A 25,808-nucleotide genomic window follows, 5' to 3' on the forward strand; every position below is an offset into this window, starting at 1 on the left:
TCAGGCTTTTTTGTTATATAGTTAATCTGTAGGATATTGTTGGCTAATCCGATAAATCAACAACGCCGCCTTGTGCATATTCTTCGCGAAGCTCGTCATATCAGCAATCTCGCCTTTTGTATGACCGCCGGTTCCCATTAAACCTAAACCATCAAGGGCCATGTCTACGTGCTCTGCGGCGAATGAAATATCAGCGGCCCCTGCGTTACGCGGGTTGACGGCTGCCACTTTACCGTAACCGAGGGATTCACTGATATCACTATACCATTGCAACAATTGATAATTCTGCTGAGTTGGAGCCATAGGTGGATAGCCTTCACCAATCACTAGCGTGGCGCTGGTATGCAGTAAGTTTTGTTTTACAATCTTATGCATAGTGGTTTTTGCGGTATTCAACTCATCTTGAGTCAATGCTCTTATTCCACCTTTTACTATTAGATGCTGAGCTACTACGTTATTTTTACCAAATGTTGTGCCAATGGCAGTTTCATCTTCGAAGTTTACTTCGGTACCGCCTAAGATAACCCCTGGATTGAAGGTTAAATCACCAAGGTTGGCTAACTCCTGACGAAATGTATCTAGGATACGAGCACCTTCAAAAATAGCGCCAAAGCCCACCTTTTGGCTAAATATTTGCGAGGAATGGGCTGGCCGTCCGGTTACATCTAGTTGCCAATCAACCGAACCTCTACGGGCAACCACTGCGGTTTCTATATTGCCATCACCATCTTCGAACCCAAGAGCGATATCTGCCCATTTGGCAGCGTTGATAATTGCCGCTTTTGAGGCGGATAAGGGTTTACCGCTGCGTTCTTCATCGCCAGTCATGACAATCTGAATACTTACATCATCAAGCAGTCCTAGGTGTTTAAGGGCGCGCATCACTTCAATAATAATAACGTCTCCGCCTTTCATATCTGTGACACCAGGGCCTGAAGCTTTATTGTCAGCTAAAGCTTGGTAGGTTTGAAATGCATCTGTCTTAGCAAATACCGTATCTAGGTGACCGATCATTAGAATTTTCGGACCTTTTGTTCCATAGCGTGCAATCAAATGTCCAGCTCGTCCAAATTCAGCACCGTCTTGCCACTGGGTTTCAAATCCGAGTTGTTCTAATTCATTTTTAAATAACATTCCTACTTTTTTAACACCGCTAAAGTTCATGGTGCCGCTATTGATGTTAACCGACTCAATTAACAGGGCTTGCGCTTGTGGAAGTTGTTGATTTAATGTGTCAACGATTTTAGATTCGATTTGTGGCTGAGTCTGGGCCGCGTTTATCGCCAATGAAATTAGCATTAAAGAACAGATAAAAGAGATTCGAAACTTCATAATAATCCATAGGGTTTGATTTATTTAACAGGATAAAATTTGCGTCTTATAAAGTCTAGTTATAAGAAAAAAGAGTAAATCCGTTTATTTTTACTATCTGATTAAGTATCGAGCTATAAATATTCCCCATATTCCTGTAAATTACGCGCACTTTTTGTCATCATGTAACGTCAATGCCACTTATCATCCGCTGTGGATTGACCACCAAATTCAACGAGGAATCATATGAAAACACTTTCTGACATAGCCGTAGTAGGCTTAGCCGTAATGGGCGAAAACCTAATTTTAAATATGGCCAGTAAAGGGTTTACGGTCACGGCTTATAACCGCTCGTATAGCAAAGTGGAAAATTTTCTCGCGACCCGAGCGAAAGATAAAACGATTCGTGGTGCCGACTCTATTGAGTCATTAGTTGCATCATTGAGTTCGCCTCGCAAGATTATGCTAATGGTTAAATCTGGTCAGCCAGTAGATGATTTTATACAACAGCTCATTCCACATTTGGATAAAGGTGACATCATCATTGATGGTGGAAACAGCCAGTTTGAAGATTCTAATCGTCGTACCGCTATGTTAACGGACAAAGGTTTGTTGTATGTAGGGACGGGCGTGTCAGGTGGAGAAGAAGGCGCGTTGCTTGGTCCTTCAATTATGCCCGGTGGAAATCCTGAAGCATGGCCTCATGTGAAACCTATTTTTCAAGCTATTTCAGCGAAAGTTAAAGACGAAAATGGCGAGCTATCAATTCCATGTTGTGATTGGGTTGGTGAAGGTGGAGCGGGTCACTTTGTAAAAATGGTACATAACGGCATTGAATATGGTGATATGCAAATCATTTGCGAGGGCTTCATTTTAATGCAAGATTTGTTGGGAATGAGTACCGACGAAATGCAAGCTGTCTTTAAACAGTGGAATGAAACTGAATTATCAAGTTACCTGACAGAAATCACCGCTGATATTTTAGGTTACAAAGAAAATGGTGAAGCGCTGGTTAATAGTATTTTGGATACTGCAGGGCAAAAGGGAACGGGTAAATGGACCGGTATTACGGCCTTGCACTTAGGTGTTCCTCTAACCCTAATAGGTGAAGCTGTTTTTGCTCGTTGTCTCTCTGCAATAAAAGATCAACGAGTACAGGCTGCTAAGACCATATCTGGACCAAAAGCAGAATTTACCGGCGATAAGTTGGCTTTCCTTGAAAGCTTACGCCAAGCATTGCTTGCTTCAAAAATAGTCTCTTATGCACAAGGGTTTGCGGTACTTCAAGAGGCAGCCAAAGAATATAAATGGAATCTCGATTATGGCAGTATTGCGATGATGTGGCGTGAAGGATGTATTATTCGTTCAGTATTTTTGGATAACATTAAAGCCGCTTACGATAATAACCCTAATTTGGATAATTTATTGCTAGATGATTATTTCAATCAAGTGGTTGCCAAGGCTCAACAAGGCTGGCGTGAAGTGGTTGCAACTTCAGCAATGCAAGGTGTGGCAGTGCCTTGTTTGTCGTCTGCACTGAGCTATTTTGACGGATATCGTACGGAAAACTTACCTGCTAATCTGTTGCAGGCCCAACGCGACTATTTCGGTGCGCACACTTATGAGCGTAAAGATAAACCTCGCGGAGAATTTTTCCATACAAATTGGACTGGTAGAGGCGGTGATACTGCTTCCACTACTTACGATGTATAATTGGTAATATCGCGACAAAAGGCTGCATATTGCAGCCTTTTTTGCAGGCGTATATTAATTTTCCGGCCATCTTAACGATTGCTGTATTAACGGCATAAAATGCCTCGCTAACTGAGTGTGTTGGGCTAGGGTTGGGTGAGGATCAAAATTGTCTCCTTTACAATTAATACAGGCTAAATAATCCAGTTGTGGCTCCTTTAGCTCATCCACAAGATCTTTTAAAGATTGGATTAAGATTCGTTTTTTGACTTCATTTTCAGAGGTGTCGCATAACATGGGTCCTTCTGAAATCATGATTTGAACATCAGGATATAAATTCAACAAGTGTTTTACACCAAGGGCATAAGTTCGTTTAAAAATACTCAGGTCAGGCGTATTGATATAAAAATCATTTGTCCCCAAACAAATGAAAATGCCCTCTGGTATGTAGGCATCAACTGGCCATTTTTGGGTATAGGGAGGCACGGGTATTGTCAGTGGAAAAATCTCTGGTAATTGGGCTTCACTCGCTAGCATGTTTGAACCTTGGATTAGTCCTCGGCCACCAAACCCAATAAGATGCACTTGAGCTTTGAGTAAACGTCCTAATTGCATACCAAAAGATTGATAAGCATTGGCCAATTGAGGTCCTTTTTTCGCATTAGGATGTCGCTCCATTAATGCGCCTGTCACAATAGAATCACCTATGAATATCAACTTTCTATCAGGAAGTTGGGGCGGTTCAATAAGTTCACCATCTTGTATGAGTAATGAGATTAAATTAATAACCCCGTGCCAAGACTCCCCCCGATTAAGCAATTCAATTTTGACATTTTGTTTATGTTTTGCCGAAAATATGCGGAACGTTCTAGGTGTTTTCGCAATAACAAGCTGTTTGCTAAGCGTGTTATTGATGATCACATCTATTCTGCCTTTACCAACGGCACATTTAGCGACTAATTCGACATTTTTAGCCTGCACATTGAATGAAATGCTTACACCTGGATAACTAAACGCGATTCCTTCATCTAACCTCAGGATTCTACCCATAACTGTTATTTTTGCGTTATTACAATCGATGATATTTTTCATTTGCAGACTAAATTCAGTTAGTTATGCGATATTTGACACTAATTATAAGGTAGATGGTATGACGAATTACACAGTAAAGAGTAAACTATCACTGAATTGTTTTGTTGGGTTACACAATCAGTACCACTCTCTAGTTGGAATTCAATAGATTCCATCCAGAACGGGGTTACTTTCCCGATTGTGACTTGTGAAACGCTTCTCCCCAATTTTCCAGAAAATCTGGACATTTTATGCCCCGCTTTTTGCGGGGCTTTTTTTATTTCTGGCTTATCAATCTGGCACTTGCTGATATTTTAATCAATTTTCGGCGAGCTGAATTTTTCGTTTTAACTTTTTCGGTAATTTTTTTTCGATTTTTACAAAACAAAATTTCGATTATAAATTTCAAATTTATCTTGAAAATTAAGATTTCAAATGTGAAAAAGCAATATAAAACAACTGGTTAAATCTATGCAAACGATTGTTATTGATGTTTGGGTATATAAATTGCCCCGATTAAGTGTTGGTTTGTAATAAGTAACTTACTATTTTGTAACGTTTTTTTAGCAAAACAGGTTGATAAATTAGGCATATCCAACTATAAATAAAACTGTGATTAGGCTATAAAAATTCTTATACATCAAAAAATAGCTTATCCAACATGACGATTTCAGTATCGGTGCGCCAATAAGGACTTAACTGAATCGCATGATTACGTCGAACAATGGACGGAAAAACCAAACACTTAATTATGGGAACAACACATGAAGAATAACTTTTCTAAACTCTCTATGGGGATCAAAATGGGATTGTCAGCAACAGCTGCATTGTCTTTGACAATGACCACACCGCTGATGGCTCAAGAGTCCACAGACAAAAATGCAAACGTTGAAAAAATAGCGGTGGTTGGTAGCCGCGCGGCACCACGTTCTGTTGGTGATTCTCCAGTACCAATTGATATTATTGGTTCTGATGAGCTAACAAAAGCCGGTAATACCGACATGCTAGAAATACTCAAAGGTACTGTACCTTCACTTAACGTTCACACTAACCCAATTAGTGATGCCGCTACTTTGGTTCGTCCTGCAAATTTACGAGGGTTATCAGCAGACAGTACCTTAGTTCTGTTAAACGGGAAACGCCGCCATCGTTCATCCGTTATTGCGTTTTTAGGCGGTGGCATTAACGATGGTGCACAAGGCCCTGATATTTCAGTTATCCCAAGTATTGCTTTGAAACAGGTCGAAGTGTTAAGAGATGGTGCTGCGGCACAATATGGTTCTGATGCAATTGCCGGTGTAATGAACTTTGTGCTCAAAGATGATTCAGAAGGTGGTTCATTGGTTGTTCGCCACGGTGAATATTATGAAGGCGATGGCACTACAACAGAAATTTCTGGTAACGTAGGTATGCCATTTACTGATGATGGTTTTGCAAACTTAAGCTTTCAGTACAAAAATGCAGATGCAACCAGTCGCAGTGTACAACGCCCAGATGCCGCAGCGTTTGCTGATGCTGGTTTGACCGTTGAAGATCCTGCACAAATATGGGGTTCGCCTGAAATAAACGACGACATTACTATCTTTGGTAACGTCGGTTTAGATTTAGGTAATGATAAAGAATTTTACATGTTTGGTAACTATTCCGAACGGGATGTTAGAGGGGGCTTCTACTACCGTAACCCTACAACCCGTCCGGGTGTTTATGGCGGTATTGTGCGTAACTTAGATGGCACACCTTCTTATCGTCCTGGTGATGATGATCCAACCGGTCAAGCTGCTTGGGATGCAGCACCTGCAACGGTTCTTGTTGGTTCTTTAGATGGTTTGGAGCAGCAATTAAATTGTCCAGTAGTTGAAATCGGTGACAATGGTCTTCCTGATCAAACGGCACTAGATTCATTAACTGCGGCAAATTGTTTCTCTTTCAACCAAATGCTCCCTGGAGGTTTTACTCCAAACTTTGGTGGTAATATAACTGATACTTCTTTAACAATTGGTACCAAAGGTGAAATTAAAGAAGGTTTCGCTGAAGGAATTTTATACGATATTAGTGGTGCTGTTGGTCGTAATGAATCGCAGTTTTTCATCTACAATACAGTCAATGCTTCCCTTGGTCCTGATACTCCTCGCGATTTCTCACCGGGTAAATACATTCAATTAGAGAAAACCTTTAATTTCGATTTGGTTAAATTGATTGATGCCGACTTATATGATGACATTAACCTTGCCGGTGGTCTTGAATGGCGTGAAGAATCTTTTGAAGTGATTGCAGGTGACGAAGCATCTTTTGTTGCTGGCGATCTTTTCTCTCAAGGGTTTAGCGTAGGCTCTAATGGTTTCCCTGGATTTAAACCTTCAGATCAAGGGGTTTCAACTCGTCGCAGTGCTGCCTTGTATGTTGATGCAGAAGTTCCCTTCACAGAAGCTTTCTTAATGGGTTACGCTTTACGTTACGAAGATTATGATACCTTTGGTTCAACGACTAATTACAAGATTTCAGCACAGTTTCATGCCACAGATGATCTCTCATTCCGTGGTTCTGTAAGCACAGGTTTCCGTGCTCCTACTGTTGGTCAAGCGAACGTAAGTAACGTGCAAACTAACTTAGACAGTGGTGTATTAGTTGATTCAGCGTTGCTTCCGCCTACTAATCCAATATCTGTGCAACTTGGTGGTACTGAACTAGAGCCAGAAGAGTCTCAAAGCTATACCTTTGGTATGATTTATCAAGTTGGTAGCGTGTTCGTTACAGTTGATTACTACAACATTCAAGTTGAAGACCGTATTAGTCAATCGGATAAAATCAATCTGTCTGATGAAGATAAAGAAGTCCTTAAAGATGCAGGTGTACAAAACGTCGATGGTTTGGCACAGGTTAGCTTCTTTACTAACGACTTTGATACAACTACACAAGGGATTGACGTAGTGGCAAATTACACTACCAGTCTTTTTGATGGGAGTTCAACGTTTGCCTTAGCGTATAACTGGAATGAAACCGAAGTTGATAGATATTCTGATATTACCGGTGAATTCAAAGTTAAGCGTATTGAAGAAGATCTACCTAACCACAGAGCTACGCTGACATGGTCACAAAGTTGGGATAGCTTCAGCATGTTTACACGTTTGAATTACTATGGTGAATATCAAGGTGTGCATGTAGATTATGATGCAACGGCAATTACTGCTGATTCAGCCGTTACGGTTGATTTTGAAGCGAGTTATTTCGTGAATGATGCAATTACTCTATCTGCTGGTGCGCAAAACTTGTTTGATCAGGATGCTGAAAAAATCAATATTCCTGCGGATCAAGGCATTGCGAATAACACATGGGGTGGCGTTTATTACGAAACTTCTCCTATGGGATTCAATGGTGGTTTTTATTACTTAAAAGCAACCTACAACTTCTAATCTAAGCGGAAGTATGAAAGCCTTGTCAGTAGACAAGGCTTTTTTTTTGAGAAGTGCGATAGAAATGCGAGAGAAATATTGAATAATCAAATTCGAATAGGAAATGACTATTTAGCCAAAGGTGATTTGCTCAATGCGCAGAAGATATTTGTTCAGTCACTGAAAAATGATCCAAATAACGGGGCAGGGTATCTCGGCTTAGGCAAAGTCGCTAAAGCGGCGTTCCAATATGATCAGGCTATCAATTTACTGCAAAAAGCCTGTCATTTATTAGATAAACAACCTGAGCCACTGTTAGAGCTAGCAGATGCTTTCGGTATTGTACATGCCACTGAGGATGCTCAGACTGTATTACGTTACGCTTATGAAAATTGTTCGCAAAACAAAGCTGTGCTCGCAGCATTGATACAACACTACATTGCCACTGCACAAAATACGCAAGCGCTGCCACTGCTTTGGTCACAAATTCGTTCTGCAGATCCAGAATTTTCAGCCTATGGATGGCTCGATTTAATTCGCACACAAGTGACACCCTTAAATCCAGATGAATGGGCATTATTGACGTCTAGCTACGCCAGTTCCACACCTGCATCACAGCAACGAATGCTACTTGATTACGCACTAGGTCAGGCATATGACAAACTGAAAAATTACCCCAAAGCCATAGAACACCTGCAAATGGCCAATGCATATCAGTTAACATTGTGTCCTTATAGAACGGAGCAGATGTCAGCATTTTTTTCGACACTTTCTGACAGCTATCAACAGGTTGCATTTGCGCAAAAGAAATCAAATGACAATACATATGCGGTTACCCCGGTTTTTATCCTAGGATTGCCCCGCACAGGCTCTACATTGTTGGAGCAAATGCTATGTCAGCACAGTGACATAAATAGCTGCGGTGAACAGGCATATCTAAGTCAATATAGTGTGCCTTTTTTAGAGAAAATGACGCAGTTGAGTTATCCTGAATTAGCTAGCAAGCTAAGCGAGTTTGATACCTCAAAGGTATCAGAACATTATTTAAAATTGATAAAAATTGGTTTAAATGAAGCTTTTATCATTAATAAGTTACCGGCAAATTTTCAAAATATCGGTCTAATTTATCAACTTTTCCCGAACGCAAAAGTGATTCATATTACTCGGCAGATTAAAGATGTTTCGCTATCGATTTATAAAAACTATTTCTACGAAAACGAACCATATTTTTGTGATATTGAGGAGTTTGATAAATATGTCAGTTTCTATCAGCAACAAATGCAGTTCTGGGAGGCGTTGATACCCAACAGAATCCTCACCATTACTTACGAAAATTTAGCCGCTGAGCCAAAACAAGTCATTAAAAACGTACTCAACCATATGGGACTTGAATGGCAGGCGTCTTGTGTGACTGCCATTGATGGCAAAGGAACTATCAATACTTTAAGTGCGGCACAAGTACGTAAACCTATTCACCACAAATCAATTGGCCAGTGGCAAAACTATAAAGCGCTTTTCAATTAGCTAAAAAAACGCCAAATGGCTTCCAGCCATACTAAGGTTAATATGGTCAATGCGATAAAAACTGCGGAGGATCCCATATCTTTAGCACGTCCAATCAAAATGTTATTTTCTAGCGTAACGGCATCCGCGAGCGCTTCAATGGCTGAGTTAATAATTTCTGCAAACAACACAAATAGTAATGTACCAATAAGCGCCATTAGATGGACTGTTGAAGAGGATAAAACAAAAGCAAAGGGCAGCATGACCATTACCAAAATTAGTTCTTGGCGAAATGCTGACTCATGTTGCCATGCTGCGCTAAATCCACGAAAAGAACACTGAGTAGCCTTGAATATCCGTGAAAATCCAGTGCCATTCGGTTTATTCACCAGCACCGATTCATCTTCAACCACCGATGCTTGAGTAACTTTGTTTTTCATATCTTTGTACTTCTGCTTTACTCGTCAACTCGCAACACTGTAACTTATCACTAAATGCGTTTTAGTTTGGGTAACGTTTTTGCAGTCCTTGATATACACAATCACTGTAATTGTGAAGGGTAATATCGAGTTCGTTTAACACTTCCACTAAGTGTTCATTGTCTTCACGACCTAGCCAAACTTTCAAATAACTACCGTCTTTATACCCATTATCTTGTCGAAAGAAGTTAAGCACGTTTTTACCAACGTACTGACGGTAAAGTTCATCCGAATCCATTTCCGCTTGTTCGACAATTTTGATGAATAGAGGCACAGAAAATCGTTTTGCTGCACATAAACCCGCCATTAGTTCCAAATTTTCTAAAATATCTTGGTCATTAAACGCATATTCTTTGCCGTCGAACGTAACTGACTGGACACCACTATTCAATTCACTTGCAATGGTTTCGGCAGAGGACTCTATGTTGCCATCAAAGTCGATAATGATTGCGGAAAGAGCAAAGTGCCAAATGTCCACTAATTCCATTTGCAACTGGGGTAGGTCTTTTTGTTGCGCTTTCCACCATTTCCAACCATGATGTTCAATCCCCTCGACCGCCTCTATCATTGCAGCTCTAAGGTATTGATATCCGGCAGTTAACCACTGAGCATTAACCTTTTGATTCATTTTGGCTTGAAGGTTAAGCATGGTGTTAAGTTGAGTAGAGGAAAGCATAATAGTCCTTATGTAGAATTAGCGAGTGCATAGTGTACTTGTTTTGTGATAATCGGCATAGCCTGAAACAGACTAATCATAATTATAATATTAACCTTAAGATAGTATGAATATCCTCATGTTTTAAGCATGGATTGGGCTTATTTCTATCAGGTAATAAACTAAAAATTTAGGAGACAGGTGTGAAAAAATACGTAGTTATTTGCTTGATGTTATTTTCATCAGTTGCGTTTTCCCAGAGTAAGTCGATAAATGACTTTACCAGTGGAATGCAATCAAAGGAGGGGTTTTACACCGTCTATTATGAACAAGATAGTGGGAAGTTGTATTTACAAATTGAAAACTTTGGGCAACAAGTATTGTTCCAAAGTAGTTTGCCACAAGGCATAGGCTCGAATGATATCGGCCTAGACAGACTCCAGCTTGGTAAAACTCGTTTAGTGGTTTTTGAGCGCTTTGGCGATAAAGTTTTGCTAAAACAGTTAAATACCATGTTTCGTTCTACAACCGATAATGCTGCCGAGGCTGCTAGTATCGATGAGGCTTTTGCTGACTCTGTCATTGCTGGTTTTACGGTTGTTGCACAGCAAGATGGCGCCGTTTTAGTCGATTATACTGATTTCCTTTTGTCTGATATCCATGGTATTTCCCAGCGCCTAACTCGTGCTAAGCAGGGCAGCTTCAAAGTCGACTCGAAGCGCAGTGCAGTGTATATGCCGCGCACAAAATCCTTTGTTGATAATACCGAAATGGAATCATTAGTCACTTTTGGTGGCACCAATCCAGGCAAATACTTGCAGCAAGTAACCCCTTCTCCAGATAGTGTTACTGTGCATTTACATCATTCTTTGATCAGATTACCTGATGATAATTATAAACCGCGGGCATTCAGCCCTAATTCCGGTTTTAACAAGATGACCTATCAGGATTATTCAGTTCCTATCGAAGCATCGATGGAACAAAGCTTAATAACTCGCCACCGTTTGTTTAAGAAAGATCCAAAAGCAGCAGTAAGTGAAGCAGTTGAGCCTATTATCTATTATTTAGATCCAGGTGTGCCAGAGCCGGTCAGAAGTGCCTTGTATGAAGGTGCTATGTGGTGGGATCAAGCCTTTACTAAAATAGGTTATAAAAACGCGTTTCAAGTGAAAATGTTACCTGAAGACGCGGATCCAATGGACGTAAGATACAACGTCATTAACTGGGTGCACAGAGCAACACGCGGATGGTCTTACGGAATGTCAGTGCGTGATCCACGTACGGGTGAGATTATAAAGGGGCAGGTTACCCTTGGTTCTTTGCGCGTCCGTCAGGATTATCTTATCGCCTTAGGTTTAACCAGTCCGTTTAAACAAAGCGATAGCAGCATTGAAGCGCAAAAAGAAATGGCGTTAGCCAGAATCAGACAATTATCTGCCCATGAAGTTGGCCATACGCTAGGTATTGCTCATAACTTCGCAGCCAGTGCCTATGGTCGCGAGTCGGTAATGGATTATCCTCATCCTACTGTGACGGTAAAAGATGGCAAAGTTGATATTTCCGATGCGTACGCAGTAGGTATGGGAAAATGGGATGACCATGTGATCGCTTACGGTTATCAAGATTTGCCAGATAATGCTGATGAAGCCGATTATTTACAAAATACGATTCAAACCGCGCTCACTTCAGGTTTGCTCTATATCAGCGATCGTGATGCCAGACCTAGTCACGCCATTAGCCCAATTGGTCACTTATGGGATAACGGTAAAGATCCGGTAGAAGAGCTGCACAATCTGATCGAGGTGCGTAAAGTTGCATTATCACAATTTGGGATTAATTCTATTCCAGAAGGTACAACTTTAGCTTCATTGCAAGAAACCTTAGTACCTGTTTATTACTTGCATCGTTATCAATTGGATGCAGTGGCTAAACTTATTGGTGGTTTAAACTACGCTTACGAAAGTAAAGGCGATTATAGTCAGCCCAAGGGTGTGTCGTTTGTTGAACAAAGCAAGCAGATGGCCGCGTTAGATGCCATGATCGAAACGCTTTCGCCGAAGTTTTTACATATACCTGAGAACATTAGTTCTTTGATTACACCTAAAAGCCTTGGCGAGTCTAATACCCGTGAAAGCTTCAATGGTCGTAATGGTTTGAGTTTTGATCCTATCAGTGCCGCAGAATCAGGAGCGGGTTATACCTTGAGCTTAATGCTAACAGCTGAGAGATTAAACCGTCTCGCTGCGCGTCCTATTAATAGTCGTGATCAACTAACAATCCCTGTTTTATTAGAAAAATTATTCGCGGCTACTTTACAACAAAAGCCGAGTAAATTTGCTGCTGATGTTAAACAACGGGTAGATTATGTAGTGCTCAATAGTGTCATTCAAGCTATGCAAGCTGAAGATATCGCACCAGAAGCTCAAGGGGCTTTATTAGCTGGCTTGATGGACTTACATAGTTGGTTGAAAAAGAACTCTCGTTATGGCCAAAATAAAGTAATGGCTAAACAGTTAGACTGGTTTATGGCAACAGGTGACTGGAAAGGTAACTTTGAAGTGAAACCGCTTCCTCCAGGTTCGCCAATCTAAATACTTATTTTATATTTACTGTATAAGCCGGCTATTGCCGGCTTTTTTATGGTTATCCTGAATTTTTTGACGTTACACAAATTGATACTCAGTAATTTTTATTTTTCATGTACTTAGCCGTCATAATTGTCAAAGTGATGGTAAAATGACTTTTGCTATCTTTGCTAAACGAGCATTGATTAATCCCTTTAATTTAAATTTTGTCACATGTGGTGTGTGCTTGGGTTGTGTTTTAAATGAAAAGTAGAAGAGTGCATAAAGTCCTAGGGTTGCTATTAGTTTTACCTATGATTGGTTGGGTAATTACGGGGCTCATATTTTTTATAAAGCCAGGTTATCAAGATGCATATGAACAGTTAGCGATTAAAACTTACCCATTGGAGCAATCATTTGTCATCCCAAATTCAACTAATTGGATAGAAGCAAGAGTTGTTAAGACGATACTAGGACATCATTTACTGGTCAAAACAGCACAGGGATTTGAGCATCTAGATCCAGTTTCCTATCTACCTAAAACGCTTTCCGAACAATCTGAATTTCATACGCTGGTAAATGATGCTGTTTTGCATAATCCACAACGTTATGGAAATGTAGTGTCGAGTGACGGTTATAAAGCAAAAACAAACACTGGGGTTGAAGTGAATCTTAATTGGAATCGCTTAACCTTAAGTCAAAGTGGTGGTGACACCAAGTTAATAAACACCCTGTATAAAATTCACTATTTACAATGGACTCCGTTTAAAGAATTCAATCAAATTTTGGGATTTTCGGGTCTCATTTTATTACTTCTATTAACCATTTTAGGCATCAAAATATACCTATCAAGCAAAGGTAACATTAAGATTAATAGGGGATAAATTAAACCGCTAAAATTGCGACCTAATTTATGCCGTTTAAAAATTAATTTTAATAACAGTGGCGACTCCTGCGACATTTATTACATCACTCACCTATATAATATTTGACATGTGAAATTTAACATATATGATTAATCGCATATGTGAATAATCGAATGTGTTTATGAGTCCTTTACAAGTTTTTAAATGTCTTTCTGACGATACTCGACTTAAATCCTTAATGTTGATAGCTGAGTCTGGCGAGTTGTGTGTATGTGATCTCATGGAGGCACTTTGCCTCGATCAACCTAAAGTTTCCCGTCACTTAGCTGAGCTGCGTAAATGTTGCATTTTGCAGGATGAAAGAAGAGGGAAGTGGGTGTATTACCGTCTTCATCCAGAATTACCCGACTGGGTAAACAAAGTGATCACAGAATCTACTTTTCATAACCAATCCTATTTCGAAGCGGCTTTTAAACGACTTAAAGCTTCTCCTAATGCTCAATATAACTGTTGTTAACCGGGGTTCAACGATGAAAATTTTATATATTTGTACTCATAATCGATGTAGAAGTATTCTCTCAGAAGCAATCACTAATCAGTTAGCAGGTGATGTGATTGTGGCTCAAAGTGCTGGCAGTCAACCAGCAGGGCAGGTACACCCTTTATCTATCAAATATCTGCAAGAAGCTGGAATTTCGGTGCAGGGACTCAAGAGTCAATCTTGGGATGATTTTGAACAATTTGATGCCGATGTGGTGGTCACTGTCTGTGATTCAGCCGCCGGTGAAGCTTGCCCCTTGTGGTTTGGGAATTCTCTGAAAGTGCATTGGGGACTGACTGACCCGTCAAAGGTGCAAGGCACGGAACAAGAGATAGCCGCCTCTTTTAAACATTGCATTGAAGAAATCACCGCTCGGGTTAAGCAATTGCAAATATTGGCCAAAAAGGATCTTAATCCAGACCAATTGAAAGTTGCCTTAGCTGAATTAGGAGCACACTAAATATGCTACGGGACATGTCATTAGCGAATATTGAAGAGCAGAGTTTAGATAAACCTACATTTGAAAAATGCATTGCCGAACCGTTAGAACACGCACCGCGTATTTTACTTTTACATGGATCGATGCGTAAGCGAGCATTTAGTCGATTGGTTGTAGAAGAATGTGCACGTTTACTGATTCATTTCGGTGCCGATGTGAAAATATTTAATCCTGAGGGTTTACCGCAAACAGATACTGAAGATGAACATCATCCCAAGGTTAAAGAATTGCGTGAACTTATGATGTGGTCAGAGGGGCAGGTATGGTGTTCTCCAGAGCGTCATGGCTCTATGACTAGCATCTTTAAAAGCCAAATTGATTGGGTGCCATTGAATATTGGCGGTGTCCGTCCTACCCAAGGTAAGACCCTCGCGGTGATGCAAGTATGTGGAGGCTCGCAATCGTTCAATGTGGTTAATCAGCTACGGGTTTTAGGCCGCTGGATGCGCATGGTGACGATTCCTAATCAATCAAGCGTGGCTAAAGCGTATTTGGAGTTTGATGAAAACGATCGAATGAAGCCTTCCGCCTATTACAATCGAATTGTCGATGTGATGGAAGAGCTAATGAAGTTCACCTTATTGCTACGTAACAATAAAGATTATTTTGTTGATCGCTATTCTGAACGTGTTGAATCTGCTGAGCAATTAAGCCAGCGAGTAAATCAACGTTCAATATAAAAGGAGAAAACAACATGGGATTGTTTGAGCGTTTCTTATCTGTTTGGGTTGGTCTGGCTATAATCGTGGGTATTTTCGCTGGCAGTATCGCACCGGATGCATTTGCGGTGATTGCAAGTTTTGAGTATGCCCATGTCAATATTGTTATTGCCGTGTTAATTTGGCTAATGATTTATCCAATGATGGTACAAATTGACTTTTCATCAATTAAAGATGTAGGGAAAAAACCAAAAGGATTAGTACTTACGCTTGTGGTCAATTGGTTAATTAAGCCTTTTTCTATGGCATTTTTAGGCTGGTTGTTCCTTAAAGGAATATTCGCCGATTGGGTCGATCCTCAAACCGCAACGGAATATATCGCAGGCATGATCTTACTCGGTGTGGCTCCTTGTACCGCGATGGTGTTTGTTTGGAGTCAACTGATCAAAGGTGACGCTAATTATACTTTGGTGCAGGTCTCTTTAAACGACATTATTATGATATTCGCATTTGCGCCTATTGCCGGATTATTGTTGGGTGTAACGGATATTACAGTTCCTTGGGATACCCTGTTTCTATCGGTTGTTTTGTATGTATTAATTCCTCTAGTTGCTGGGGCGATTACCCGTAAAAAATTAGATAAATCAGATGACCATTCTAAATTAGAACAGTTTCTTGCAACGATGAAACCTTGGTCGATCATTGGCTTGTTAGCCACAGTGACTTTGTTATTTGCTTTTCAGTCGGAAACGATTTTGGCGAAACCCGAAGCTATCGTATTAATTGCGATTCCGCTGTTGATTCAAACTTACGGTATTTTTGCGATTGCTTATTTTATTGCAAAGAAAATGAAGATGCCCCATAACGTCGCGGCACCAGCTTGTATGATAGGTACCTCAAACTTTTTTGAACTGGCTGTTGCGGTTGCAATTTCGTTGTTTGGTTTACATTCAGGGGCTGCTTTAGCAACTGTCGTTGGTGTGCTGGTAGAGGTACCCGTTATGTTGTCATTAGTTTGGTTTGCGAATCGAACTCGTCATTGGTTTACAGAATAACCGTTTGGAGGATGAAAAATGTTCGCCGTGTTCACTCAACTAGCTGATTGGATAGCCTATTCTTTATTGAAGTTGACCCCCGAGTCAAAGTTGGGTGACGCAGTTCATTTTTTTGTTGAGGACGTTAGTAAGATATTCGTTTTATTGATTGTCATGATTTACGTCATTGCGTTGTTACGCGCTTCAATGAAAGTTGAGCGTGTGAGGGATTACCTTGCTGGTAAGAATAAAGGCGTGGGTTACGTGCTTGGTTCAGCTTTTGGTGCGATAACACCGTTTTGTTCTTGTTCAAGTATCCCGGTATTTCTTGGTTTTACCTCTGCCGGCATTCCAGTCGGGATTACGATGGCTTTTCTGCTGACCTCGCCATTGGTGAATGAAGTTGCGGTATTGTTGTTGATGAGTTTGCTTGGTTGGAAGTTTACCTTAATTTACGTTGTGACTGGCATAACCGTTGGGATTGTTGGAGGCTTCTTTTTAGACAGTATTAAAGCCGAGCGCTGGTTACAATCCTTTGCCGCTGAAGCTCTCCACAAGGGGCAAAATAAACCCACTTCTGTGAATTCAACGGTAACGTCAGCACCCACTAAAATCCCCTTCTCACAAAGGCATCAATTCGCTAAAGATGAAGCCCTCGAAATATTTGGTCGAGTGTGGAAATGGGTAATAATAGGTGTTGGTCTAGGTGCTGCACTGCATGGTTTTGTGCCAGATGGTTGGATTGAACAACATCTTGGAAATGGCCAGTGGTGGTCTGTTCCAGCGGCCGTATTATTAGGGATTCCGCTGTATTCAAATGCGACTGGCGTTATACCCATTATGGAGAGTTTGATTGTTAATGGCTTACCGATAGGCACAACACTGGCCTTTTGTATGAGTACGGTTGCTGCGAGCTTTCCTGAATTTATTTTGCTTAAACAAGTGATGCAATGGCGCTTATTGGCGATTGTTTTTATGATGTTGTTAGTATCATTTTCTATTGTGGGTTGGATATTTAACGCATTTTCTTTTTTATTGTGAGGTGATTTATGAAACATATAAAAGTATTAGGTACGGGTTGTTCTAAATGTATTAAAACTGCAGAGTTATTTGAAAAGTACGCAAAAGAGTTAAATGTGGCGATTGATGTCACAAAAGAAACCGATCCTCGGGTGATTATGGCTTACGGTGTAATGAGTACGCCAGCGGTCGTGATGGAAGAGGAGTTAGTTCACTCTGGTTCAATTCCCAACAGTGCTCAAGTTAAAGAGTGGCTCGCCGAGTAGCGTTTTCGCATAAACGAATGTTTTACGTAAACTCAATTCACTCAGGTTTTGAGTTTTCAATTCTAAGGATTAATATGATAGTTATATATCACAAGCCAGAATGCGGAACCTCGAGGAATGTGCTTAAGATCATTGAGGATGCAGGATATCAACCTATCATTATTGATTATCTAACCCAAGGGTGGACAAACAGTCAATTGTTGGGGTTGTTCGCTGCAGCCAATTTAACTCCCCGTGAAGCCTTAAGAACGAGTAAATCGCCAGCTAAAGAACTTGGCTTATTCGATGAAAGTGTAGCTGATGAGACAATTTTAGCGGCCATGCTGAAGTTCCCAGTATTAGTAAATCGTCCAATAGTGTGCAGTCCAAAAGGCGTTAAGTTATGTCGCCCGAGTGAAGCAGTCCTAGCGCTACTAGAAAATTGGCCTGCAGGACCTTACTATAAAGAAGATGGTCAACAGATCCTCGATGAAAATAATAAACGGCTATGTTAATTTTAAAGTACTTAAGGTGTACTTAATTTAGCATTGTAATAATGGCTGAAATACCTAAGCAATGACTGTTATTAAGCGGGGGAGATTAACCTGTAAAAATAGTAATCTGCTTTTTACTTCCCCTCATATATTCCCTTCTATTTTAAGCGCGCCATATTTGAATGTGGTCATAAAGTAGGCAGATGTGTCAATCTGCCGTAAGCCGAAAAGCTAATTTTAGATAAAATGTAAATTATTTGTTATTGATTTTACCTTTAATGAATATTTTGTCATGCTCTACAACCCAATAAAATCAGTGCTTAAGGATAGGGTGTTTAAAATTAGATTCAGCTTATATCTATTACTAATACAAAAGTATTCGAATAATTAATTAAACTTATACAACTAATCACTCTACTATTTTTGTATTCTAAAACAGAGGATACATTTCATGCACTTTGATTACTCTCCAAAAACCCAAGCTTTACTTGACCGTCTTAACCAGTTTATGGACGAAAATATCTATCCCATAGAGCAAGAATACATAGAGCTTGTTGAAAATAATCCACAGCGTTGGACGACTCCTGCATTAATGCACGAGTTAAAAGAAAAAGCTAAGGCTGCGAATTTGTGGAATTTGTTTTTACCTGAAGAATATTTACCTTACGGTGCGGGTTTAACCAATTTAGAGTATGCCCCTTTATGCGAAGCTATGGGACGCGTGTTGTGGAGTCCTGAAGTTTTTAACTGTAGTGCTCCTGATACCGGCAATATGGAAGTATTGTCTAAGTATGGTAGTGAGGCTCATAAAAAACAGTGGTTAGAGCCTTTGCTTAATGGCGAAATTCGCAGCGCATTTGCAATGACTGAACCTGCTGTTGCATCTAGTGATGCTACGAATATTGAAACATCGATAGTCCGCGATGGTGATGAGTATGTGATTAACGGTCGTAAGTGGTATACCAGTGGCGCTATGAACACTAACTGTAAAATCATGGTGGTTATGGGTAAAACTGATACCACAGCGGAACGTCACAGACAGCAATCGCAAATATTGGTGCCGATGGACACTGCCGGTGTAACCGTTGTGCGTCCGATGAAAGCCATGGGTTTTTATGATGAGCCTATTGGGCATGCCGAAGTGCTGTTTGAAAATGTACGAGTGCCAGCAAGCAACTTATTAGTTGGTGAAGGTGAAGGCTTTGCCATTGCACAAGGGCGCTTAGGGCCAGGCAGAATCCACCACTGTATGCGTTTAATTGGCTGCGCTCAACGGGCACTAGATTTAGCCTGTGAAAGAGTAGAAGAGCGCATTGCCTTTGGTCAGCCTCTGAGCAAGCAACAATCCGTTAGAGAATCTATTGCACAAATGCACTGTGACATCGAGCAGGCCAGATTGCTTACTTTAAAAGCGGCTGACAAAATGGATCGTTACGGTAACAAAGTATCACGAGATATCATTGCTGCGATCAAAATCGTTGCGCCTAACATGGCTTGTCGCGTTATCGATCAATCGATTCAAATGCATGGCGCAGCAGGTACCAGTCAAGACTTTGTACTCTCAGCTATTTACGCCTATGCGCGAACAATCAAACTTGCTGACGGGCCTGATCAGGTGCATATGATGCAATTGGGACGTAACTTAATTAAAGATCACGTTGGTACATCAAAAAAATAGCGTTTAGGTCGTTTTTATTTACCTAATAGTTTGTAATTTAGATTATTTATCGAGGTTAAAGTGACAAAACCAGATCCAGTGAAGCAACTTGATATGAAAGCGTTAGAGGCTTACTTCCGCACTCACGTAACAGATTTTACGGGTGCGTTTAGTGCTGAGAAATTTAGCGGCGGGCAATCTAATCCCACATTCAAGATTACGGCTGGGGATGCTAATTATGTCTTAAGACGGCAACCGCCGGGGAAATTACTCAAATCAGCGCACGCTGTAGATCGCGAGTTTAGAGTAATTTACGCACTGCAAGATACTAAGGTGCCTGTTGCCAAGGTTTATCACCTGTGCGAAGACACTAGCATCATTGGCAGTATGTTTTATGTGATGGAGTATGTTGACGGGGCAGTCTACTGGAATAGTGCCCTGCCTGAGATTAACAGTAACGAAAAACGTAATGCTATGTATCAGCAAATGAGCCAAGTGTTGGCTGATTTGCATGCCGTAGACGTGGACAGTGTTGGCCTTAGTGATTACGGTAAACCTGGAAATTACTTTGATAGGCAACTCAGTCGCTGGTCTAAGCAATACAAATTATCCGAAATAGATAGCATACCCGATATGGATAAGCTGATTAGTTGGTTGCAGCAAAATATCCCAGCCGATGATGGAAAAGTGTCTTTAGTGCATGGCGACTATCGTCTAGATAACTTAATGTTTTCGAAAACATCGGCGCAGATCATTGCCGTCTTGGACTGGGAATTATCCACCCTAGGACACCCCTTGGCTGATTTAGCTTATCAATGTATGCAATTACGTTTACCTGCACACATCGGCCATTCCAGTGGTTTGGGAGGCGTTGATAGGCAAGCTTTGGGGATTCCTAGCGAGGAAGAATTTGTCAGTTGGTATTGTCAACGTGCAGGCTTAGCAAAAATTGATAATTGGCCTTTCTATCTCGCCTTTAGCTTTTTCCGGTTAGCTGCGATAGCACAAGGTGTCGCCAAGCGGGCATTAGAAGGTAACGCGTCAAATGAACAAGCCAGCAAAGTAGGGGCTATGGTGCCGCCGTTGGCCAAAATGGCAGTAGAATTAATCGAGGAACATCAATGAAAGCAATAGTATGTAAGGAATTCGCCAGCGTAGAAAAATTAAGTTATCAAGATGTACCTGATCCAAAAGCTGGAAAGGGACAGGTTATTGTTGATATCAAGGCATCTGGGGTGAACTTTCCAGATGGATTATTAGTTCAGGGGCTGTATCAGAGCAAACCTGACTTTCCATTTATTCCCGGTGGCGAAGTTGCAGGGGTGATCAGTGAAATCGGTGAGGGAGTCTCACATCTAAAAGTGGGGAGCCGCGTTATCGCGCTGTGCACCTTAGGTGGTTATGCTGAAAAAGTGGCTGTTCCTGCTACTCATGTTTTACCTTTACCTGACGAAATTCCTGACGAAGAAGGTGCCGCTTTAGTAACAGCTCACGCTACTGCTCATCATGCTTTGAAACAGCGAGCCAATATTCAGCCTGGTGAAACCTTAGTTGTTACTGGTGCCGCTGGAGGTACGGGCTTGGCTGCTGTGCAAATAGGCAAAGCGATGGGAGCTAAAGTCATTGCCGTTTGTTCAACGCAAGAAAAGCTGGATATCGCTAAACAAAATGGTGCAGACATTCTGATTAACTACACCGAAAAAGACCTTAAAACCGCACTCAAAGAAGCAACTGGCGGAAAAGGCGCTGACGTGGTTTATGAATGTGTTGGTGGGGATACCTTCCACGCATGTTCAAGAAGCATGGGTTGGAATGGTCGTTTGCTGGTAGTTGGTTTTGCTGGTGGCACTATCCCTGAATTTCCGGTGAATCTAGCCCTGGTGAAAGGATATTCAGTGGTTGGCGTATTTTGGGGATCGTTTACCCAGCACCAACCCAAGGATTTCCAAGACAACATGAAAGAGCTACTTAGCTGGTACTTACAAGGAAAGGTCAAAGTTATTGTTGATGAGACTTTGCCATTGGAACGAGCGCACGAAGCACTTAATAAAGTACTAGGGCGCGAAGTTAAAGGTAAAATGGCGCTACGCCCATAGAAGTTTTAACTATGGCAGCCAGGGAAAGTGATTAAACATCATACTTGAATCCCTGCAAGTGAAATAATACACTGCGGCCTCATTTCTTTGAGGCCTCATTTATTCATGTATACATCTGTGCGTCAATTTCTGGTTTTATTGCTATCAGTGATTATATTACTCACTGGTTGCTCGGCTAAAAGAGTCTTGACCCAAGCCGAATTACAAGAGCTCGATGAGCACAATCAGTTATTCAATGATGCTGAGCAGTTTGTACATGCTAATCTTTTTACAGCTATGGTGCATGTGAGAGCAACCAATCTAGCCGATTGGAATGCGCTCTTAATCGCTTATTCGTGCTCTGCAGATATAGACCACAGTACCCTCGATAACTCCTATAATCGCAATCAACCGATTTTTACCGAGGCGATGAAGACGCTAGCCGAACAGGAAAATTTATTTACGGCCGAACAACAACAAGATGTTTTGACCGACGTTTCACAACTTGCTTATCGTCTATTTAGTATTAGTTACGCGAAAGGCTACGCCCGCCAGATTGAACTCGCCGACGACCTATCGCCAGGCATACGTGAAGAGTTGTGTGATGGCAAAGTAGGGGGGCTGAATAGCCCTTACCTAGGATATCGTAACTCAGTAGCTTGGCGCTCGTTTAATACGCCTTTATTGAAAAGCCTGAATGGGTTACAAGCGCATGCTCGAAATGGTGATAAAGCATTCCAAATTTTGCTTAATCAACAATATGTACAATTTGATGCATTAGTTTACAGTCACGCCTATCAGCAGACCGATGCTTATCAATCGTTATTTTTTGAAGTAAATAAGTTTGAAAACGTAGAACTTTATGGCAACGAAGTATCCAAGTTATCACCTCAAATTAGCGATATAAAAGCGCAAAATAAACACAATGATTTTGCCTATTTAGTGTTATCTTCTGGCTATCATTGGGGCATGATGTCGGTGTTGGCTATGCTAGAAGAAGAATATCCGAGGGTGCATGATCTTAAAAAAGCCCAAGCGACTCAAATGGTTTTAGAAACGTTAAAAAACTTGCAAGATAGCGCTTAGATTTTGTTTGATAAAGTGATCGCAATGGGGGAGTCACTCAAATTTTTGTCATCGATCCATTGTTGTAATGTTTTACCATCGGATTCTGGCAAACGTAAATTCAATTTTGGTAATTTTTTGATTAATAGCTCAGCCGTTTGGTAGGCATCATTGATTATGGCTGCTCTAATTAAACTCTGCCCATCACAACTAATACTATTATAATAATGTCGCAGCTTTAGTCGGTAATGTTTGTTAACTTCCTCGATTTTATTTCGTAAGTCTGATGAATCATCGGAAACCACGATAGTGCATATATTCATCAAAGTTGAATTGATATCAGCCTTTGCCTTGGTGGCAAAAACGATATTTGCCAGAAAAATAGACATCAAAAAAAATAGTATTTTTGGCAAATTTGAATTCTCCCTTTTTCAATTTTAGAATGCTGTTTTAGGTGGTTTTACGTAGCAGACTCTTTTGCCTTGTGCGTAAGCGACTTCTAAGCGCTATCACACCAATTAAAAACAGTAAAACAGTCGGTGCATTTGACACTGCTGCTGCATTGTTAGTGAAGTTCAATAATATGTAATCTTGCGATGACCAACGAGTATTATGTAAATTAAACGCTAGGAGTTCACCGTCAAAATCAATGTCTGACGCATCAAATCCCACCACCGCGGTAATGAGATCAAAATCACTTGCAGAGAACAGGTTAGGCAGCAAAGAAAAGCTCAGTAATTCGTTTGCTCTCAACTGTAAATTGCTCTGAAGATTACTGATCAGTAATGAGTCGCTTTCAAAATTAACACTGAAGTACGCGTTACCCATCAACAGGATATTAAATTCGCTATTGTTCTCTTGAGCAACTGAAATTCTGTTATCACATTCCCACAAAATTGAAGGTTCTATGTCACAAGCGACTTGTGTGCCTATGATCGAAGCATTCGCTGACCATGAAAAAATCACGAGCAGGAAGGAGACTGTAAATACTTTCATTCTGGGAAAGGCCTTTAACGAATAAAAAACGGTTAATAGCTCAATTTAAAGTGATTTAGAAGGTGAAAGGAAGTCATTGCTTGATACATCGGTATGAGTACTTATACCTGATGGCGGCATATCACAAAGCAGATTTTGCTTCATGATATACCGTTTTATAGTGGCTTAATGAGGAAATTCGTAGTCTTTGTAGTTGTCTCTTAATGCCAATTTATTAAGTTTTCCGGTGGCTGTATGCGGAAGTTCGTTGGCAAATACAACATCTTCAGGAAGCGACCATTTGTGGATTTTGTCTTTCAAATAATCAATGACATCATCGCGGCTTAAGTTGGCGTTTTCATTTTGAACCACCACTAGAAGAGGTCGTTCTGTCCATTTAGGATGATAACGTCCTATTGCCGCCGCTTCGGCTATCTGTGGGTGACTTGCAGCGGCATTTTCAATGTCGATAGAACTTATCCACTCACCTCCAGACTTAATCACATCTTTGGTTCTATCGGTTATTTGCAAATATCCTTGTGGATCTATAGTCGCAACGTCACCGGTATTCATCCAACCATCTTCATCAACTGGGCAGTCATCGTCTCCAGGGGTTTGTGACATGCCGTAGTAGCCGGTTGCAATCCACGGTCCTTTCACTTTTAGGGCCCCAAATGCCACTCCGTCCCAAGGTAACTCATTGTTTTCGTCATCGACTATTTTCATTTCAACGCCAAATACGGTTTTACCTTGTTTGAGTCGAAGTTCAGTATCTTCTTCATCGGAGAGGTTTTCCATGCCCGGCATTAAGGTAAATAAGGTACCTAGTGGGCTCATTTCCGTCATGCCCCAACCTTGTTTTACTTCTGTTTGATAATCATGTTTGAAGCGTTCAATGATACCTCTAGGACAAGCCGCACCGCCAGCAGTGACACACTTCAAAGTGGGTATCTTTTTGCCGGTTTTATCTAAGTACTCTAACAACGCCATCCATATTGTGGGGACACCAGAGCTGAGGGTAACGCCTTCGTTTTCAATTAGGGATTGTAATGTTTCTCCGTCAGCCATTTTAGGCCCCGGCATCACTAGCTTACTTCCAACCATCACACCAGCATAGGGAATACCCCAAGCATTTACATGGAACATCGGCACTATGGGGAGGGTAACGCTGTTACTAGACGCGCATGTTGCATCAGGTAAGGAGCCTGCATAGGCGTGCAGTACCGTTGAACGGTGGCTGTACACTACGCCTTTAGGGTTACCTGTGGTACCTGAGGTGTAACACATACCCGCAGCGGTATTTTCATCAAACTCTGGCCATTGATAGTTGTCATCAAATTGCGCTATGAGCTCCTCGTAACAGATAACGTTTTTAATAGTCGTTTCTGGCATATGTTGTCGGTCGGTCAACACCACAATTTTTTCAACACTTTTGAGATGATTCTGCAAGGCTTCAACTAATGGCATTACTAATACATCAACAAACAACACTTTATCTTCTGCGTGGTTGATAATGTAATTGACTTGCTCAGGGAAAAGTTTTGGATTAATCATATGGCAAACCATGCCAGTGCCAGAAATAGCATAGTAAAGTTCTAGGTGCCGATAATCATTCCACGCTAATGTGCCTACGCGATCTCCAAATTTAACTCCCATTGATTCCAAAGCATTGGCTAATTGGCGGGTGCGTTTGGCAAAATCTGCGTAGGTATATCGATGTCGTGGATTGTCTGCGGTAACAGATACTATTTCACGAGTGGGGAAGTTTTTTTCAGCATGACGCAATATTGACGATATCATCAATTGCGTATTCATCATTAGTCCTTTCATGTATCAGCTCCTATTAAGCTAACTAGATTGTGATTAAAATCGAGAAATTATTTTTCGGAAAGTTCAGCGTTTGCTTTTTACTAAAAAATTGAATCAATGCCCCAAGCTATGACGCTGATTTACCGGGCGTCAACGCTATTTTCATCAAACGTTGACGCTATGTTTATTAGGTGCTTAGGCTATT

23 protein-coding genes are annotated in these 25,808 nt (G+C 40.9%); 16 read left to right on the top strand and 7 right to left on the bottom strand.

What is annotated here, in order from left to right; genetic code table 11:
• Positions 1 to 21 precede the first annotated feature (21 nt).
• A complete protein-coding gene (locus KO530_RS16220; RefSeq protein WP_216049506.1) occupies positions 22 to 1,332 on the bottom strand; it encodes a M20/M25/M40 family metallo-hydrolase in 1,311 nt (436 codons plus the stop codon).
• 225 nt (positions 1,333 to 1,557) lie between these two features.
• Between KO530_RS16220 and gnd the strand changes: the two genes are divergently transcribed.
• Positions 1,558 to 3,024 (top strand): decarboxylating NADP(+)-dependent phosphogluconate dehydrogenase, encoded by a 1,467-nt coding sequence (gnd, locus tag KO530_RS16225; protein WP_216049507.1) that lies wholly within the window; start codon positions 1,558 to 1,560, stop codon positions 3,022 to 3,024.
• 54 nt (positions 3,025 to 3,078) lie between these two features.
• On the opposite strand, the gene KO530_RS16230 is transcribed toward gnd, so the two are convergent.
• Positions 3,079 to 4,095, bottom strand: coding sequence for a GDSL-type esterase/lipase family protein (locus KO530_RS16230; protein ID WP_216049508.1), 1,017 nt, complete (start codon positions 4,093 to 4,095; stop codon positions 3,079 to 3,081).
• A gap of 743 nt (positions 4,096 to 4,838) precedes the next feature.
• On the opposite strand from KO530_RS16230, the gene KO530_RS16235 reads away from it, so the two are divergent.
• Together KO530_RS16235 and KO530_RS16240 are read left to right on the top strand one after the other, a co-directional pair.
• On the top strand, positions 4,839 to 7,484 hold the full coding sequence (locus tag KO530_RS16235) for a TonB-dependent receptor plug domain-containing protein (RefSeq protein WP_216049509.1): 2,646 nt from the start codon (positions 4,839 to 4,841) through the stop codon (positions 7,482 to 7,484).
• A gap of 78 nt (positions 7,485 to 7,562) precedes the next feature.
• Positions 7,563 to 8,987, top strand: a complete 1,425-nt coding sequence (locus KO530_RS16240; protein WP_216049510.1) for a tetratricopeptide repeat-containing sulfotransferase family protein — start codon at positions 7,563 to 7,565, stop codon at positions 8,985 to 8,987.
• On the opposite strand, the gene KO530_RS16245 is transcribed toward KO530_RS16240, so the two are convergent.
• Both KO530_RS16245 and KO530_RS16250 read right to left on the bottom strand, forming a co-directional pair.
• A complete protein-coding gene (locus KO530_RS16245) occupies positions 8,984 to 9,406 on the bottom strand; it encodes a diacylglycerol kinase (protein WP_216049511.1) in 423 nt (140 codons plus the stop codon). The two genes, KO530_RS16240 and KO530_RS16245, sit on opposite strands and share 4 nt — an antisense overlap.
• 61 nt (positions 9,407 to 9,467) lie before the next feature.
• Positions 9,468 to 10,121 carry a dUTP diphosphatase gene (locus KO530_RS16250; protein ID WP_216049512.1) on the bottom strand — a complete coding sequence of 218 codons (654 nt, stop codon included), beginning with the start codon at positions 10,119 to 10,121 and terminating at the stop codon, positions 9,468 to 9,470.
• A gap of 209 nt (positions 10,122 to 10,330) precedes the next feature.
• Between KO530_RS16250 and KO530_RS16255 the strand changes: the two genes are divergently transcribed.
• The 13 genes from KO530_RS16255 to KO530_RS16315 all read left to right on the top strand — a co-directional run bounded on the left by KO530_RS16255 (position 10,331) and on the right by KO530_RS16315 (position 22,840).
• Positions 10,331 to 12,691: a zinc-dependent metalloprotease gene (locus KO530_RS16255; RefSeq protein ID WP_216049545.1), complete on the top strand. Its 2,361-nt coding sequence runs from the start codon at positions 10,331 to 10,333 to the stop codon at positions 12,689 to 12,691.
• A gap of 236 nt (positions 12,692 to 12,927) precedes the next feature.
• A complete protein-coding gene (locus KO530_RS16260) occupies positions 12,928 to 13,548 on the top strand; it encodes a hypothetical protein (RefSeq protein ID WP_216049513.1) in 621 nt (206 codons plus the stop codon).
• Between the two features lie 163 nt (positions 13,549 to 13,711).
• Complete coding sequence (locus KO530_RS16265; protein ID WP_216049514.1) at positions 13,712 to 14,047, top strand: metalloregulator ArsR/SmtB family transcription factor; 336 nt, start codon at positions 13,712 to 13,714, stop codon at positions 14,045 to 14,047.
• Positions 14,048 to 14,060: 13 nt separating this feature from the next.
• Positions 14,061 to 14,531 carry an arsenate reductase ArsC gene (locus KO530_RS16270; protein WP_216049515.1) on the top strand — a complete coding sequence of 157 codons (471 nt, stop codon included), beginning with the start codon at positions 14,061 to 14,063 and terminating at the stop codon, positions 14,529 to 14,531.
• Positions 14,532 to 14,533: 2 nt separating this feature from the next.
• Positions 14,534 to 15,250 carry an arsenical resistance protein ArsH gene (gene arsH / locus KO530_RS16275; protein ID WP_216049516.1) on the top strand — a complete coding sequence of 239 codons (717 nt, stop codon included), beginning with the start codon at positions 14,534 to 14,536 and terminating at the stop codon, positions 15,248 to 15,250.
• Between the two features lie 14 nt (positions 15,251 to 15,264).
• Entirely contained in the window at positions 15,265 to 16,284 is a 1,020-nt protein-coding gene (gene arsB, locus KO530_RS16280) for an ACR3 family arsenite efflux transporter (protein ID WP_216049517.1), read from the top strand.
• Positions 16,285 to 16,302: 18 nt separating this feature from the next.
• Complete coding sequence (locus tag KO530_RS16285; RefSeq protein ID WP_216049518.1) at positions 16,303 to 17,304, top strand: permease; 1,002 nt, start codon at positions 16,303 to 16,305, stop codon at positions 17,302 to 17,304.
• Between the two features lie 8 nt (positions 17,305 to 17,312).
• Complete coding sequence (locus KO530_RS16290) at positions 17,313 to 17,549, top strand: thioredoxin family protein (RefSeq protein WP_216049519.1); 237 nt, start codon at positions 17,313 to 17,315, stop codon at positions 17,547 to 17,549.
• 74 nt (positions 17,550 to 17,623) lie between these two features.
• The gene (locus KO530_RS16295) at positions 17,624 to 18,043 is read left to right on the top strand and encodes an arsenate reductase family protein (RefSeq protein WP_216049520.1); all 420 of its coding nucleotides are present in this window, start codon (positions 17,624 to 17,626) and stop codon (positions 18,041 to 18,043) included.
• A 430-nt stretch (positions 18,044 to 18,473) separates the two neighbouring features.
• Complete coding sequence (locus KO530_RS16300) at positions 18,474 to 19,700, top strand: acyl-CoA dehydrogenase family protein (RefSeq protein ID WP_216049521.1); 1,227 nt, start codon at positions 18,474 to 18,476, stop codon at positions 19,698 to 19,700.
• Between the two features lie 60 nt (positions 19,701 to 19,760).
• Positions 19,761 to 20,804: a phosphotransferase gene (locus KO530_RS16305; protein WP_436792306.1), complete on the top strand. Its 1,044-nt coding sequence runs from the start codon at positions 19,761 to 19,763 to the stop codon at positions 20,802 to 20,804.
• Positions 20,801 to 21,775, top strand: coding sequence for an NADPH:quinone oxidoreductase family protein (locus KO530_RS16310; RefSeq protein ID WP_216049522.1), 975 nt, complete (start codon positions 20,801 to 20,803; stop codon positions 21,773 to 21,775). Before KO530_RS16305 ends, KO530_RS16310 begins: the two co-directional genes overlap by 4 nt.
• Positions 21,776 to 21,880: 105 nt before the next feature.
• Positions 21,881 to 22,840 carry a hypothetical protein gene (locus KO530_RS16315; protein WP_216049523.1) on the top strand — a complete coding sequence of 320 codons (960 nt, stop codon included), beginning with the start codon at positions 21,881 to 21,883 and terminating at the stop codon, positions 22,838 to 22,840.
• Here the strand turns inward: KO530_RS16315 and KO530_RS16320 are convergent.
• The 3 genes from KO530_RS16320 to KO530_RS16330 all read right to left on the bottom strand — a co-directional run bounded on the left by KO530_RS16320 (position 22,837) and on the right by KO530_RS16330 (position 25,624).
• Positions 22,837 to 23,232, bottom strand: coding sequence for a DUF3718 domain-containing protein (locus KO530_RS16320; RefSeq protein ID WP_252729330.1), 396 nt, complete (start codon positions 23,230 to 23,232; stop codon positions 22,837 to 22,839). The genes KO530_RS16315 and KO530_RS16320 overlap by 4 nt on opposite strands.
• A gap of 37 nt (positions 23,233 to 23,269) precedes the next feature.
• Positions 23,270 to 23,815 (bottom strand): hypothetical protein, encoded by a 546-nt coding sequence (locus KO530_RS16325; protein ID WP_216049524.1) that lies wholly within the window; start codon positions 23,813 to 23,815, stop codon positions 23,270 to 23,272.
• 165 nt (positions 23,816 to 23,980) lie between these two features.
• Entirely contained in the window at positions 23,981 to 25,624 is a 1,644-nt protein-coding gene (locus tag KO530_RS16330) for a long-chain-fatty-acid--CoA ligase (protein ID WP_216049525.1), read from the bottom strand.
• Positions 25,625 to 25,808 lie beyond the last annotated feature (184 nt).

It is taken from the genome of Aliiglaciecola lipolytica (assembly GCF_018860635.1).
Taxonomy (GTDB): domain Bacteria; phylum Pseudomonadota; class Gammaproteobacteria; order Enterobacterales; family Alteromonadaceae; genus Aliiglaciecola; species Aliiglaciecola lipolytica_A.